This is a genomic window from Nocardioides korecus (assembly GCF_054778395.1).
The window spans coordinates 1-14795 of record NZ_BAAGZO010000001.1 but is presented as its reverse complement, the minus strand read 5'-3'; the positions used below and the strand labels follow the sequence as shown (position 1 = coordinate 14795).

Below are 14795 nucleotides of genomic sequence, written 5' to 3'. Positions count from 1 at the left end.
GTCCGGCGCAGGGTGCGACCGGACGGGGGACCTGATGCAGGCTCGGGCCCGCGCGACCAGCAGCACCACGAGCACGACCGGCAGGCGCTCCGGCGCGCCCCGGGCACGACGTCTGGTCCCGGCCCTCGTGGCCGGGCTGGTCCTCGGCCTGCTGCCCGTGCTGCTCGCGGCCGCGGCCCCGACGGGCCTGGCCCCGACCGCCCGCGCGGCGACCGGGGCGACGTACGTCAACCCGGTGCTGCCGACCAACGGCGCCCGGCGCGTGGAGAACTGCCCGGACCCCACCGTCTTCCGCGGCGCCGGCAGCTACGCCCGCTCGTGGTTCATGATCTGCACCTCCGACCCCCTCGACGACGCCGACTCCACGGCGTCACCGCGTCGCTCCACCACGCTGCCGACGATGCGCAGCGAGGACCTGGTGCACTGGCGCCTGGTCGGCTCGGCCGCCTCCGCGCGCCCGTCCTGGGCCGCCCCCGGGGCCTCCCTGTGGGCGCCTGACGTCACGTGGTCGGCGACGCTGCGGCGCTACGTCCTCACCTTCGCGGTCACCGACGTCGCCGACCGGATCAGCCACCAGCCCGGGTGCCGCACCGACCGCGCGATCGGGGCGGCGGTGAGCACCCGTCCGACCGGTCCCTGGACCCCCAGCCCCACCCCGGTCGTGGCGCCGGTCCGCACGGGGGCGGGCTGCTCCTTCGCCGACACCATCGACCCCGACCTCCTCGAGGCTTCCGGGAGCACCGGCCCGGTGCTCTACTTCGGCAGCTTCGGCGGCGGGGTCAAGGCCGTCCCGGTCGCGCTGACCCGCACCGGGATGCGCACCACCGGGCGGGTCCGCGTCGTCACCGCGGGGCGCCGCTACGAGGCCCCCGACGTCGTGCGCCACGACGGCTACTACGTCCTCACCGTCTCGGCCGGAGACTGCTGCAACGGCGCCCGCTCGGGCTACTCGGTCTTCGCGGGTCGCTCGCGCAGCCCCTACGGTCCCTTCCTGGACCGCACCGGCGTGGCCCTGACCGCCAGCCGCACGGGCGGGACGCCGGTGGTCTCCGCGACCGGCAACCGCTGGGTCGGGCCCGGCCACACCTCGATGTTCGTCGACCGCGGCGGGCAGTGGTGGGTGATGTACCACGCCGTCGACCTGCGCCGGCCCTACCTGGCCGGCGGCACCACGACGCGACGCCCGGCGATGCTGGACCCGGTCGACTGGAGCGGCGGATGGCCCTCGGTGCGCGCGGGCCGCGGCCCCTCCGACGGGCCGGTGCCGGTCCCCGCGGCCCAGGCGGGCCAGCGGTCGGCGTACCGCCCCTCGCCGGTGGCGCCCGACTTCCCCGCCGACCTGGGTCGCCCCGACCCGGCGCGCTCCGACGAGTTCGACGGCACCCCGACGACGCCCGCCCCCACCCCGACCCCGACTCCCACCCCGACCCCGACGTCCACCCCGACCCCGACGGACCCGGCGTCACCCACGGACCCGGCGTCGCCGACGGACACCGCGTCGCCGACGGACACCGCGTCGCCCACCACCGCCGCCGGCGCGGTGGCCGCGACCGGGCTCGACCCGCGCTGGTCGTGGATCCGGGAGCCGGCACCCGGCGACGCCGTGGTGTCGGGCGGCGCGCTGCGGTGGCGCACCCACGCCGACAGCCTGTACGCCGACACCAACACCGCCCCGGTCCTCCTCGAGGACGCACCGGCCGGCGACTTCGTGGTGGAGACGAAGGTCGACCTCGACCTGCCCGCGACCGGGTGCTGCTTCGGGGCCACCCAGGCCGGCCTGGTCGTCCTCGGCGACGACGACCACTTCCTCAAGCTGGTGCACAACACCTCGGCCGACACCCGGCAGGTCTCCTTCGTGCGCGAGGTGGCCTCCGCGCCGGGCCGCGTGGGCGTCACCTACGTCGGACCGGCCGGGCGTGTCACCTGGCTGCGGCTGGTGCGGACCACGGTGGGGTCCACCACGGTGTTCCGGGCCTGGAGCAGCCGCGACGGCGTCACCTGGGTGCGCGGCTCGACGTGGCAGGCCGACGACCTGAGGAACGCCCGGATCGGTCTGTCGGCCGGGGGCGGCGAGGGGTTCACCGCGACCTTCGACCACGTCCGCGTCTGGTCCCTGCCGCGCTGAGGCGTCCGCCGGGCCCCACGGGCCCGGGGCCCGGAGCGGCCCCGGTCGGGGAGCGCCGGGCCGGATAGGATCCGCGTCCGTGAAGACCCTCGTCATCGGCACCGGCGGCCGTGAGCACGCCCTCGCGCTCGCCCTCACCCGCGACCCGGAGGTCACCGAGGTGCACGTCGCGCCCGGCAACCCCGGCATGGTCGAGGTGCCCGGCGTGGTCGGGCGCCACGCCGTCGACCCGGTCGACGGGGCGGCCGTCGCCGACCTGGCCGTCTCGCTCGGGGTCGACCTCGTCGTGGTCGGTCCCGAGGCGCCGCTGGTCGCAGGGGTCGCCGACGCCGTGCGGGACCGGGGCATCAGCTGCTTCGGGCCGTCGCGGGCCGCGGCCGAGCTCGAGGGCTCCAAGGCCTTCGCCAAGGACGTGATGGCCGCCGCCGGCGTGCCGACCGCGATGGCGCACGTCTGCACGACCGCCGAGGAGGTGGAGGCCGCCCTCGACGCGTTCGGCCCGCCGTACGTCGTCAAGGCCGACGGTCTCGCCGCGGGCAAGGGCGTCGTCGTCACCGAGGACCGCGAGACCGCCGCCGCCCACGCGGCCCGCTGCGACCGGGTGGTGGTCGAGGAGTTCCTCGACGGCCCCGAGGTGTCGCTGTTCGCGATCACCGACGGCCGCACGGTCTACCCGCTCCAGCCGGCGCAGGACTTCAAGCGCATCGGCGACGACGACCAGGGCCCCAACACCGGCGGGATGGGGGCCTACACCCCGCTGCCGTGGGCCCCGCCCGAGCTGGTCGCCCAGGTGCAGGAGCGCGTCCTGGAGCCGACCGTGGCGGAGATGGAGCGCCGCGGCGCGACCTTCTCCGGGCTGCTGTACGCCGGCCTCGCGCTGACCTCGCGCGGCCTGCGGGTCGTGGAGTTCAACGCCCGGTTCGGCGACCCCGAGACCCAGGCCCTGGTGGCCCTGCTCGACTCGCCCCTGGGGGTCCTGCTCAAGGCCGCCGCCGACGGCACGCTGGACCGGGTGGACCCGCCGCGGTGGAAGAGCGGCGCCGCGGTGGCCGTGGTGATGGCCAGCGCGGGCTACCCCGAGAGCTCGCGCTCCGGTGACGTGATCACCGGCACCGGCGACGTGCCCGAGGGCGTCGACGTGATCCACGCCGGCACCGACCTCGTCGACGGCGACCTGGTCACCGCCGGCGGTCGGGTCCTCGCGGTCACCGCCGTGGGCGGGGACCTCGCCGCCGCCCGCGCCCAGGCCTACGCCGGGGTCGCCGCCATCTCGTTCCCCGGGGCCCAGTGGCGCACCGACATCGCCGCCCGGGGTGACGTGGGGGCCTGAGCGGCCTGAGCGGCGCCGAGGTCGCCCCCACCCGCGGCGTGGGAGGATCCACCCCGTGAGCGACCCCACCACCGGCCCCACCCGTCCCGCTGTCCCGAACGTGCTGGCCACCCGGTACGCCGCCGCCGACCTGGCGCAGATCTGGTCCCCCGAGCACAAGATCGTGCTCGAGCGGCAGCTGTGGATCGCGGTGCTGCGGGCGCAGAAGGACCTGGGCGTCGACGTGCCGGACGGCGTGGTCGAGGACTACGAGGCGGTCGTGGACCAGGTCGACCTGGCCAGCATCGCGGCGCGCGAGCGAGTCACCCGGCACGACGTCAAGGCGCGGATCGAGGAGTTCTGCGCGCTCGCCGGCCACGAGCACGTCCACAAGGGCATGACCTCGCGCGACCTGACCGAGAACGTCGAGCAGCTCCAGGTGCGGGCCTCGCTGGTGCTGGTGCGTCAGCGGATGGTGGCCGCGCTGGCCCGCCTGGGGCGGCTGGCCTCGGAGCACGCCGAGCTGGTGATGGCCGGTCGGTCCCACAACGTCGCGGCCCAGGCCACCACGATGGGCAAGCGCTTCGCCACGGTCGCCGACGAGATGCTGGTCGCGCTGGAGCGGGTCGACGACCTGCTGGTGCGCTACCCGCTGCGCGGCATCAAGGGCCCGATGGGCACCTCCCAGGACATGCTCGACCTGCTCGAGGGGTCCACCGCCGACCTCGCCGACCTCGAGGAGCGGGTGGCCTCGCACCTGGGGTTCGCCCGGGTGCTGACCAGCGTCGGTCAGGTCTACCCGCGCTCGCTGGACTTCGACGTCGTCTCCGCGCTGGTGCAGGCGGTCGCCGGGCCCTCCAACCTGGCCACGACGATCCGGCTGATGGCCGGCATCGAGCTGGTCACCGAGGGCTTCAAGGCGGGGCAGGTCGGCTCCTCGGCGATGCCCCACAAGATGAACACCCGCTCCTGCGAGCGGGTCAACGGTCTCGCGGTCGTGCTGCGCGGCCAGCTCTCCATGGTCGGCGAGCTCGCCGGCGACCAGTGGAACGAGGGCGACGTCTCCTGCTCCGTCGTACGCCGTGTGGCCCTGCCGGACGCGTTCTTCGCCACCGACGGGCTGTTCCAGACCTTCCTGACCGTGCTCGACGAGTTCGGGGTGTTCCCGGCGGTGGTGCAGCGCGAGCTGGACCGCTACCTGCCCTTCCTGACCACGACCAAGGTCCTGATGACGGCCGTGCGCAACGGCGTGGGGCGCGAGGCGGCGCACGAGGCGATCAAGGAGCACGCCGTCGCGGTCGCGCTGGAGATGCGCCAGGGACGCACCGAGAACGACCTGTTCGCCCGCCTGGCGGCCGACGCGCGCCTGGGGCTGACCCGCCCCCAGATCGAGGCCCTGGTCGCCGACCCGGTGGAGTTCACCGGAGCCGCGCGCGACCAGGTCGCTGCCGTCGTGCGCCGGGTGGAGCGGGTGCTCGAGTCCGATCCCGTCGGCGCGGCGTACGCCCCGGGCGAGATCCTCTGACAAGATTCAAGAATCTGTCCGTTTTGCCCCCAAACAGGATTCTGCGTCCTAGGGTGAGATCCACGAGCCGGACCACCGGGGTCCGGACCTGGGGGAGGGAAACCCTGATGAACGCCAAGAACCGTATCGGCCGCGCTGCACTTCTCGTCGTGACCGTCGGACTCGCCGTCTCCGCGCCCATGGCGGGGAGCCTCGCCCAGGCCGGCGGCCACAACACCAAGGACGGCAAGGCCATCCTGAAGAACGCCGCCATCCTGAAGACCAGCCCGAACAAGGCGATCCTGGTCTCGAACAAGGCGATCCTCTGAGGGTGCCTTCCCTGGTCTGACGTCCGTGGGGTGCACCGGTGGCGACACCGGTGCACCCCACGGTCGCGTCCGGCCCCGTCCGGCCCCGACTAGGCTCTGGGCCGTGGACAACATCCCCGACGCCCCGCCCGTCGAGGGCGCCACGCACCTGCACTCCGGCAAGGTGCGCGACCTCTACCGGCTCGCCGACGGCCCCCTGCTGATGGTGGCCAGCGACCGGATCTCGGCGTACGACTTCGTGCTCGCCTCGACCATCCCCGACAAGGGCGAGATCCTCACCCGGATGTCCCTGTGGTGGTTCGACCGGCTCGCCGACCTCGTGCCGCACCACGTCGTGTCCACCGACGTGCCCGACTCGGTGCGCGGCCGCGCGGTGGTCTGCGAGGAGCTCGCGATGTACCCCGTGGAGTGCGTCGCCCGCGGCTACCTGACCGGCTCCGGGCTCCTGGACTACCAGGCCACCGGCGAGGTGTGCGGGGTGCCGCTGCCCCGCGGCCTGGTCGACGGCAGCCGCCTGCCCGAGCCGGTCTTCACCCCGGCCACCAAGGCCGCGCTGGGCGACCACGACGAGAACGTCTCCTACGAGGCGGTCGCCGGCGACATCGGCGACGACGCCGCGGCCGAGCTGCGCGACCTGACCCTGCGGGTCTACGCCCGCGCCGACGAGGTGGCGCGCGAGGCGGGCCTGATCCTGGCCGACACCAAGCTGGAGTTCGGGTCGCGCGCGGGGTCGGGCGTCACCGTGCTGGGCGACGAGGTGCTCACCCCGGACTCGAGCCGCTACTGGTCCGCGGCGGAGTGGGAGCCGGGCCGCACCCAGCCGTCGTACGACAAGCAGATCGTGCGCAACTGGCTGACCTCGGCCGAGAGCGGGTGGGACCGCACCTCCGGCCAGGCGCCGCCGCCGCTGCCGCCCGAGGTCGTCGAGCGCACCCGCGCCCGCTACGTCGAGGCCTACGAGCTGCTGACGGGGGAGCGGTTCTGATGCTGCGCACCTCCCTGACCTACGACGTGACCCCCGAGGTGGCCTTCGCCTACCTCTCCGACCCGGTCAACCGGCCGGAGTGGCAGTCCTCGCTCAAGGCCGTCGACGTGCTCGACGCCGGGGCGCCCCACGTCGGCCAGCGGTGGCTGGACCGCACGGCCGCCGGCATCGTCCCGCAGATGGAGACGACCGCCCTCGAGGCCCCCACCCGGTGGGCGGAGACCGGTCGGTGGCGCGGGGTGTCCGCCGACCTCACGCTGACCTTCGCGCCGCACGGTCCCGACGGGCGCAGCACCCGCCTCGACGTGGCCTTCGAGGTGCGCGGACGGGGCCTGCTGCGGCCGATCGGCTGGCTCTCGACCGGCGCGGGGCTGTTCGCCGTGCGCTCGGACCTCGCGCGCGCCGGCCGGCTGCTCGCCGACCGGGCGGCCGGCACCGCCTGACCTCACAGGCGCTCCCAGCCTCCTGACAGGTGCGCCACACGGCCCCGCCAGGGGCCGGCAGCACCGTGGGACGGGTGTCCGACGACGACGTCGGGCGAACCCACCCCAGAGGAGAGACCAGTGAACGAGCACGACCCGACCCCGGCCGACCAGTCCCCGACCTCCCCCTCGCTGCCCCACCAGCCCGTCGCCCCCCAGCCGGCCACCGCCGACTCCCGGCCCGGGGGCAACCGCACCCGTCGGGTGGTGACCGCCGTCGGCGTCGGTGCCGTCGGCCTCGCCGCGGGTGGGATCCTGGCGGGCACGCTCGCCTCCTCCGCCTCGGCCGAGGACAAGACCGCGTCGGGGTCCTACGGCGCCGGCGGCTATTCCGGCGAGGGCCCCGGCGGGCACCGCGGCGACCGGGCGGGCGGCCCCCACGGCACCGAGAAGGCCCTCACCGGGACGACGAGGGCCAAGGTGCTGGCGGCCGTGAAGGCGAAGTACCCCTCCGCCACGATCCAGCGCCTCGAGACCGACTCCGACGGCGTCTACGAGGCCCACGTGCTGCTCTCGGGGAAGCCCACGATCGTCCAGGTCGGCAAGGACTTCACCGTGACCGGCACCCAGACCATGCCGACCGGCCCCACCGGCGGCCGCGGTGGTCACGGTGACCACGACGGTGACGGTCCCGGCGCCGCGCCGACGACCCCCGCCGCCTGACCCGGACGCCCTCCCCGGGTCCGTGGGGCCTCGAGCGTCTCCCCCCGCGCTCGGGGCCCCGCTCCGGTGCGGCTCCCCACGCCGTACGCCGATAGGCTGGCCCCTCCGTCGTGAGCCCAGCAATGAGAGGGGCACCCCGTGGCCCGAGTCGTCGTCGACGTCATGCCCAAGCCCGAGATCCTCGACCCCCAGGGCAAGGCCGTCCAGGGCGCCCTCCCGCGCCTGGGCTTCACCGGGGTCAGCGAGGTCCGTCAGGGCAAGCGCTTCGAGCTCGAGATCGAGGGCGAGGCCACCGACGAGCGGCTCGCCCAGGTGCACGAGATGGCCGCCACGCTGCTGTCCAACCCCGTGATCGAGGACTACGCCGTGCGGGTGCTGTCGTGAAGGTCGGTGTCGTCACCTTCCCCGGCTCCCTCGACGACGTCGACGCCCGGCGCGCGGTGCGGCTCGGCGGGGCCGAGGCGGTCGCGCTGTGGCACGGCGACCACGACCTCAAGGGCGTGGACGCGGTCGTGCTGCCCGGCGGCTTCTCCTACGGCGACTACCTGCGCTGCGGGGCGATTGCCCGGTTCGCGCCTGTGATGACCGAGGTGATCGCGGCGGCCCAGGGCGGCATGCCGGTGCTCGGCATCTGCAACGGCTTCCAGATCCTGTGCGAGTCCCACCTGCTGCCGGGCGCGCTGATCCGCAACGACCACCGCAAGTTCGGCTGCCTGGACCAGGTGGTCCGCATCGAGAGCACGACGACCGCCTGGACCTCGGCGTACTCCGAGGGCGAGGAGGTGACCATCGTGCTCAAGAACGGCGAGGGCTCCTACGTCGCCGACCTCGACACCCTGGACCGCCTCGAGGGCGAGGGGCAGGTCGTGGCCCGCTACGTCGGCAACCCCAACGGCTCCCAGCGCGCCATCGCCGGCGTGCGCAACGCGGCCGGCAACGTGGTCGGCCTGATGCCGCACCCCGAGCACGCGGTCGAGGACCTGTGCGGGCCCGGCACCGACGGCCTCGGCTTCTTCACCTCGGTCGTGGCCTCGCTCCAGTCCGCCTGACCCGACCGGGGACGTCGTCCCCGGTCGAGGGCCGGACGCTCAGCGGCGACCGGCGAGCAGCGCGGTCCAGGTCGTCGAGCCGACCACGCGGGTGGCCGAGAGCCCCACGCGGCCCTGGTAGGCGCCCACGGCGAGCGCCGTCGCCCTGTTGTAGGTGCCGGTCACGGTCAGGTGCGGCGTGCCGGCGGCGTTGAGCGCCCGCTGGACACGGGTCACGTCGGCGGAGTGCACCCCGCGGCGCAGCACGGACCGGCTGGTCCCGGCCGTGAACAGGCTGACCAGGTCACGCGCCGTCGCCCGGGCCTGCTGCCGGTGCCCCACGCGCTTCTGCCACGCCTTGATCGCGGTGGTGGTCTGCGCGTTCCAGGTGCCGGTGACGGCGTAGGGGTAGAGGTGCTGCTGCTTGAGCAGGCACTGGAGCGGCACCGTGGTCGGCCCGCCGGCGGTGCCGGTCGCGGCGTACGCCGTCCGGTTGATCGTGCTCGGGCTGCACCGGGGGTCGCTCATGCTCGACCCCGTGTAGGCCGGCCCGCTCGCCGGGGCCGTCGGCGTCGACTGGACCGGGCTGGGCGTCGGGGTGGGGGTCGGGGTGGGCGTGGGAGCCGGCGCGCCAGGGATCGTCGGGGTGCTCAGCTGGAGGTAGTTGCTGTCGATGTTGATCCGCACCCCGCCCCAGGTCTCGTCGTGGCCCCCGCGGAACTGGTGCAGGCGCCTGGACGGCATCCACCCGTCGCTGCGCAGGTACGCCGACCGCACGCTCGCCGTGCCGTTCCACTCCGCGGTCCACAGCTGGTCGGGCTGCACGACGCCGCTGCCGGGGGTGACCCGGGCGTCGTCGAGGAACCGGATGCCCGAGGAGCCGCTGGAGTAGACGCCGGAGGCGTAGCCCGAGCGGTGCAGCGAGGTCGTCCAGCCGGAGAGGAACTGCAGGGCCGAGCGGGTGCAGGCGCTGGTCGAGGTCGAGCTCCAGCCCTCGAGGTCGTAGAAGAGGGTGCTGCCGCGGACGATCCCGAGGCCCGAGGCCGCGGAGACGGCCTTGGTCGCCTCGGCTGCGCCCTGGGCGCGGGCGTTCGCGTAGCCACCGGTGCTGGTCGCGTCGATGGTCGGGTCGACGGTGCGGCCGTAGCGCGGGAAGCGCGCCGAGCACGACACCTGGGGTCCCAGGGTGATCGGCAGGAGGTGCCACCCGGCGGCCAGCTGGGTGCCGACCCACGTGGGGGTGAGGTTGGGTTGCGCGCGGCAGGCCCGGGAGTTGCCCGAGATGTAGATCCCGACCGCCCGGAAGGGCGAGGCCTTGCGCCACGCGGTCATCGCGGACTGGCTGGGCGCGTTGCACTGGTCGAAGCCGAGCCCGGTGAAGGCGCCGGGGGTGACCGGGTTCCCCGCGGCGTACGCCGGGGAGCCGGCCAGCAGCCCGACGGTGCCGGACAGGGCCAGCGAGGCGACGGTGACGGCCACGCCGGCCAGCCGCGTCCGGGTCGTCGCGGGGCGCAGGGGGCTGCCGGTCGACGTGGTCAGGCGGGCGAGCAGGCGGGGCATCGATGACTCCAGGGGTCCGAGGGCTGCGTCACCCTAACCTCAGGAATCACACCAGCATCAGCATAAAGTCCGAATTACAAATGTGTAATTCGGACTTTACGGGCCAAGGTGGGCCCGCCCGACGTCACAGGGCGGGTTCGCTCCAGGCCAGCTGGACGACCTCGAGGCCGCCGTTGCGGGTGCTCAGCTGGGTGCGTCCCGGCACGTCCTTCTTGGGCCGGATGCGGCCCACGACCGGGCCCTCGTCGGGGCTGCCCGGCAGCACCATCACCGGCATCGCCAGGTCGCCGAGGGCCTGGAGGACCTGGTCGAAGGACCGCGAGGCGCCACCGGCACGGCGGGCCACCACGAGGTGGAGGCCCACGTCGGAGGCCTGGGCCAGCAGCGGGATCAGCGGGGCCAGCGGGTTGCCCTGGCTGGAGGCGACCAGGTCGTAGTCGTCGACCACGACGTACAGGTCCGAGCCGGTCCACCACGAGCGGTGCCGCAGCTGCTCGGCGGTGACGTCGGGACCGGGCAGCCGGTTGGTGAGGTACTGCCGCACCTGCTCGAACATCGGGGCGGCCTGGCCGGCGTTGGTGACGTACTCCAGCAGGTAGTCCTCGGGCACCTCGCCCAGCAGGCCGCGGCGGTAGTCCACGACCAGGAACTGCGCCTCCTTGGAGGTGCGCGTGCGCATCACCTCGCGGACGTAGGTGCGCAGCAGGGTGCTCTTGCCCGAGCCCGAGTCGCCGTACGCCGTGAGGTGGGGCTCGGTGTCGACGTCGAACCCGACCGGGGCCAGCGCGCGCTCGTCGATGCCCAGGAGCACCCGACGGTCCTCCGGCGTCGGCGCGGCCTGGGCAAGCACGTCCTCGATCGCGATCCGCTCGGGCAGCAGTCGCAGCTTGGGGCCGGACGGGCCGCCCCACGCCTTCTGCGAGCGCTCGATCAGGTCGGTCACGCCCTCGCTCAGGACGACGGCGTCGTGCACGCCGTCGATGCGCGGGACGGCGGCCAGGAAGTGCAGCTTGGAGGTGGTCAGACCACGGCCCGGGCGGCCGGTCGGGACCAGGGCGGCCACGCGGCGGTCCACCTCGGAGTCGCTGGGCTCGCCCAGGCGGAGCTCGAGCCGGGTGCCGAGGACGTCGCGGATCGCGGCGCGGAAGTCGGCCCAGCGCGGGGCGGCGGCGACGATGTGGAGGCCGAAGGTCAGCCCGCGCTGCGCGAGGGCCTGGAGCGAGATCTCGAGCTCGTCGAAGTCCGAGCGCAGCGTGCCCCAGCCGTCGACGAAGAGGAACAGGTCGCCGTACCCGTCGTCGGCCAGGCCCTGGGCCCGGCGGTGGCGGTAGGTCTCGATCGAGTCGATGCCGTGGGCGCGGAAGTAGGCCTCGCGTGTGTCCACGACCGAGGTGACCTCGGCCGCGATCCGGCGGACGACGTCGGGCTCCGAGCGGGTCGCCACGCCGCTGCAGTGCGGCAGGTCGAGGAAGGGCGTGAAGGTGCCGCCGCCGAAGTCCAGGACGTAGCACTGCACCTCCTGCGGCGAGCGCGTGGTGGCGAGGCTGGCCATGATCGTGCGCATCAGCGTGCTCTTGCCGCTGCGGGGACCACCGACCACGGCGACGTGGCCGCCCGAGCCGGCGAGGTCCACGGTCAGGGTGTCGCGGCGCTGCTCGCGCGGGCGGTCGACGGTGCCCAGCGGGATCTGCAGGCCGGGCCGGTCGTGCCAGGAGCGCGAGACCAGGCCGAGGGCCTCGTCGACCGCGAGGTCGCCGGTGAGCGCGTCGAGGGTGTCGGGGGCGTCCAGCGGGGGCAGCCAGACCTTGTGGGCCTCGGGGCCCTGGCCGACCATCTGAGCCACCGCCACGTCCAGGGTCGAGTCCTCGGCGTCGGAGCTCCAGGGCGCGGGCGTCGTGGGTGCCGTCACCTCGGGCTCGTCCTCGGCCGGCGCGAGCACGTGGCCCAGGGTGAAGGGCAGGATCGACCGGGCGCGCAGGCCGCCGGCGCCGGCCCCGCGGCGGCGCGGCGGGGGACCCGAGACGTACGCCGCCTTGAACCGCAGCAGCGTGGACTGGTCGGGCTTGAGGTAGCCCAGCCCCGGGACCGAGGGCAGCTCGTAGGCGTCGGGCACGCCGAGCACCGTGCGCGACTCGGCGGCGCTGAAGGTGCGCAGGCCGACCCGGTAGGACAGGTGGCTCTCGAGCCCGCGCAGGCGGCCCTCCTCGAGCCGCTGGGAGGCGAGCAGCAGGTGCAGGCCCAGCGAGCGACCCAGGCGGCCGATGGCCACGAACAGGTCGATGAACTCGGGCTTGGCGGTGAGCATCTCGGAGAACTCGTCGACCACGATGAACAGGCTGGGCAGCGGGTCCAGGGGCGCGCCGGACTGCCGGGCCTTCTCGTAGTCGCGGACGCTGGCGTAGTTGCCGGCCGTGCGCAGCAGCTCCTGGCGGCGCACCATCTCACCGGACAGGGCGTCCTGCATGCGGTCGACCAGGGTGAGCTCGTTCTCCAGGTTGGTGATCACCGCGGAGACGTGGGGCATCTCGGAGAGCCCGGCGAAGGTCGCGCCGCCCTTGAAGTCGACCAGCACCATGTTGAGCGTCTCGGGGGAGTGCGTCATCGCCAGGCCGAGCACGAGCGTGCGGAGGAACTCCGACTTGCCCGAGCCGGTGGCGCCGATCACCAGACCGTGCGGGCCCATGCCCTGCTGGGCGGCCTCCTTGATGTCGAGGTGGATCGGGGCGCCGTTCTCGCCCACCCCGATCGGGACGCGCAGGCGGTCGCGCTCGGGCCGTCGCTCCCACGCGCGGCCGAGGTCGAGCTCGGTGACGTCGCCGAGCGCCAGCAGGTCGCCGATCTCGGGGACCTTGGCGGTGAGCTCGTCGCGCACGGGACCGTCCACGACGTGGAGCGGGGCGAGCCGGCGGGCGAAGGCCTCGGCGGTGGCCAGGTCCATCTGGTCCCCGACGCAGCGGAAGCCGCCCTCGCGGGCCCGCTCGGCGACCACGGGGACGCCGCGGCCCATCGCGGCGTCGGCGATGCTGAGCCGCAGGGTGGCCGGGTCGGTGAGCTCGGCCGGGTGCCGGGGCAGGTCGATGACGGTCATGCCGTGCACGCCCTCGGCGGGCACCAGGTGGTTGCCCGGCGGCAGGGTGCCGCCGTCGAGCACGAGCAGCACGTGGGGCAGCACGCCGTTCTGGTCGCTGCCGAAGCGCGGGCGGTCCTTGAGGTCCGAGGGCAGCAGCGCGATCGCGTCCTCGACCGAGGTGCAGACCATCCGCTCGGGGCCGATCGCGTCGCTCTCGGTGGGCGACTGGGCGTGGGGGAGCCACTTGAGCCACTCCCACTGGGCGAGGTCGTCCTCGGAGGTCAGCACCGCGACGAGCAGCTGCTCGGGGGACTGGAACGCGGCGGCCGAGCAGACCAGCGCCCGGGCCAGGGCACGGGCCCGGTCGCGCGGCCCGCAGACCTCGACGGTCGCGAACGCGCGCAGGTCCAGGGCGGCGGGCAGGTCGGGCTGCACCCGGTGCACCGCGAGCAGGCGGTGCAGCGCGGAGGCCGAGACCGGGTCGAGCTGGTCGACCGGTGCCGCCTCCGGGGCCACGAGGTCCAGCGCGAGCGGCTGGGCGGTGCGGCCGTAGCGGACGTGCATCAGGTCGTCGCTCTCGCCGGTGCGGTCCCACAGGCGGGTGCCGTCCTCGGCCAGGGTCGGCAGGGCGTCGGGCTCGGGGTGGTTCCAGGTGAGGTAGTCGCGCTGCTGGTCCGCGGCCGCGCGGACCTGGCGGCGCACGGTGGAGAGGTACTGGAGGTACTCCCGGCGCTGGCCGGCCACCTGGGTGCCGCGCTGCTTGCGCTGGCGGTCGATGTTGACGAAGACGAAGCCGAGCGTGGCGACCAGGAACATGCCGGCAGCGATGAAGTTCTGGGGCCCCTGGCCGCTCCCCGACGCGGCCACGAACACGATCGACCCGACGCTGCCGAGCATCGGCAGCGCCATCATCAGAGCACCGGAGAGACCTTCGTGGGGCGCCAGCTCGGGCGGCGGCTGGAGCACGATCTCGCCCTCGGGGAGCCGCGGCTCCTCGAGCTTCGGACCGCGGCGCAACGTCGTGGACACCCGGATGCCTCCCCCTGTGCGGACCCCTGGTCGAGCCCCTGATCGAGCCCGTGGACGGACTTGCGCCTTCGAGCACGTGACCCGTGGGCGCAGTGCATGATATTCGGTACACAGCGCCCATGAGGGACACTCAGCGATTCGTCCCACGCGCACCTTGTCCAGCCGAGTCGGGGGGAACGACATGGCCACGACCGACGCCCTCGGGGGTTCGGGAGCGCCCGCCGGTCACGCGGGCATCATCGGCGCCACCATGCGCCTGAGCGTGCTCGCCGACGGCGGTCCCCGGGTCGACCTGGTCGTGCCGGTGTGGGCCGAGGTGGCCGACGTGGCCAGCTCGGCGGCCGAGTCCCTGGGCGCCCCCACGGCGCCGACCCTGCGGCGTACGACGGGGGCGGTGCTGGACCCCCAGGCGCCCCTGGAGCGCGCCGGCCTGCGCCACGGCACCGTCCTGCTGGCGTCGTGGCCCACCGCCGAGGCGCCCGGCCCGACCGGCTCCGACCCGGCGGGGGAGACCGTCGCGCACGCCGCCGGGACCACGGGGGCCGCGGGCTGGAGACGGTGGTCGGTGACCGCCGCGGCCCTGGCCGTGGTGGCCGCGGCCGGCGCCGGTCTGGCCTCGCGCACCCCGGAGGCCGACGGGCTGGTGCCGACCGTCGCGGCCGCGCTGCTGGCGCTGGCCGCGCTGCCCGCCCTGGCGCCGGTGGCCCCGGG

Annotated in this window: 12 protein-coding genes; 10 read left to right on the top strand and 2 right to left on the bottom strand. The window is 74.6% G+C overall.

What is annotated here, in order from left to right; genetic code table 11:
- The first annotated feature begins 34 nt into the window (after positions 1-34).
- From ACYVDA_RS00060 to purQ, 9 genes are all read left to right on the top strand, one after another.
- Positions 35-2125 (top strand): family 43 glycosylhydrolase, encoded by a 2091-nt coding sequence (locus tag ACYVDA_RS00060; protein WP_460813447.1) that lies wholly within the window; start codon positions 35-37, stop codon positions 2123-2125.
- Positions 2126-2204: 79 nt separating this feature from the next.
- A complete protein-coding gene (purD, locus tag ACYVDA_RS00055; protein ID WP_460813444.1) occupies positions 2205-3455 on the top strand; it encodes a phosphoribosylamine--glycine ligase in 1251 nt (416 codons plus the stop codon).
- A gap of 55 nt (positions 3456-3510) precedes the next feature.
- Positions 3511-4959 carry an adenylosuccinate lyase gene (gene purB / locus ACYVDA_RS00050; protein ID WP_460813442.1) on the top strand — a complete coding sequence of 483 codons (1449 nt, stop codon included), beginning with the start codon at positions 3511-3513 and terminating at the stop codon, positions 4957-4959.
- 107 nt (positions 4960-5066) lie between these two features.
- On the top strand, positions 5067-5267 hold the full coding sequence (locus ACYVDA_RS00045) for a hypothetical protein (RefSeq protein WP_460813441.1): 201 nt from the start codon (positions 5067-5069) through the stop codon (positions 5265-5267).
- A 103-nt stretch (positions 5268-5370) separates the two neighbouring features.
- Positions 5371-6252, top strand: a complete 882-nt coding sequence (locus ACYVDA_RS00040; protein ID WP_460813439.1) for a phosphoribosylaminoimidazolesuccinocarboxamide synthase — start codon at positions 5371-5373, stop codon at positions 6250-6252.
- Positions 6252-6695 (top strand): SRPBCC family protein, encoded by a 444-nt coding sequence (locus ACYVDA_RS00035; protein WP_460813436.1) that lies wholly within the window; start codon positions 6252-6254, stop codon positions 6693-6695. Before ACYVDA_RS00040 ends, ACYVDA_RS00035 begins: the two co-directional genes overlap by 1 nt.
- A 120-nt stretch (positions 6696-6815) precedes the next feature.
- Positions 6816-7397, top strand: a complete 582-nt coding sequence (locus tag ACYVDA_RS00030) for a hypothetical protein (protein ID WP_460813433.1) — start codon at positions 6816-6818, stop codon at positions 7395-7397.
- A gap of 138 nt (positions 7398-7535) precedes the next feature.
- Positions 7536-7781 carry a phosphoribosylformylglycinamidine synthase subunit PurS gene (gene purS / locus ACYVDA_RS00025; RefSeq protein ID WP_460813431.1) on the top strand — a complete coding sequence of 82 codons (246 nt, stop codon included), beginning with the start codon at positions 7536-7538 and terminating at the stop codon, positions 7779-7781.
- Positions 7778-8446: a phosphoribosylformylglycinamidine synthase subunit PurQ gene (gene purQ, locus ACYVDA_RS00020; RefSeq protein WP_460813428.1), complete on the top strand. Its 669-nt coding sequence runs from the start codon at positions 7778-7780 to the stop codon at positions 8444-8446. Before purS ends, purQ begins: the two co-directional genes overlap by 4 nt.
- 39 nt (positions 8447-8485) lie before the next feature.
- On the opposite strand, the gene ACYVDA_RS00015 is transcribed toward purQ, so the two are convergent.
- Together ACYVDA_RS00015 and eccCa are read right to left on the bottom strand one after the other, a co-directional pair.
- On the bottom strand, positions 8486-9985 hold the full coding sequence (locus ACYVDA_RS00015) for a glycoside hydrolase domain-containing protein (protein WP_460813426.1): 1500 nt from the start codon (positions 9983-9985) through the stop codon (positions 8486-8488).
- Between the two features lie 124 nt (positions 9986-10109).
- Complete coding sequence (gene eccCa / locus ACYVDA_RS00010) at positions 10110-14084, bottom strand: type VII secretion protein EccCa (protein ID WP_460813424.1); 3975 nt, start codon at positions 14082-14084, stop codon at positions 10110-10112.
- Between the two features lie 181 nt (positions 14085-14265).
- On the opposite strand from eccCa, the gene ACYVDA_RS00005 reads away from it, so the two are divergent.
- The coding region (locus ACYVDA_RS00005) for an EsaB/YukD family protein (protein ID WP_460813421.1) at positions 14266-14795 on the top strand (530 nt) is incomplete at its 3' end.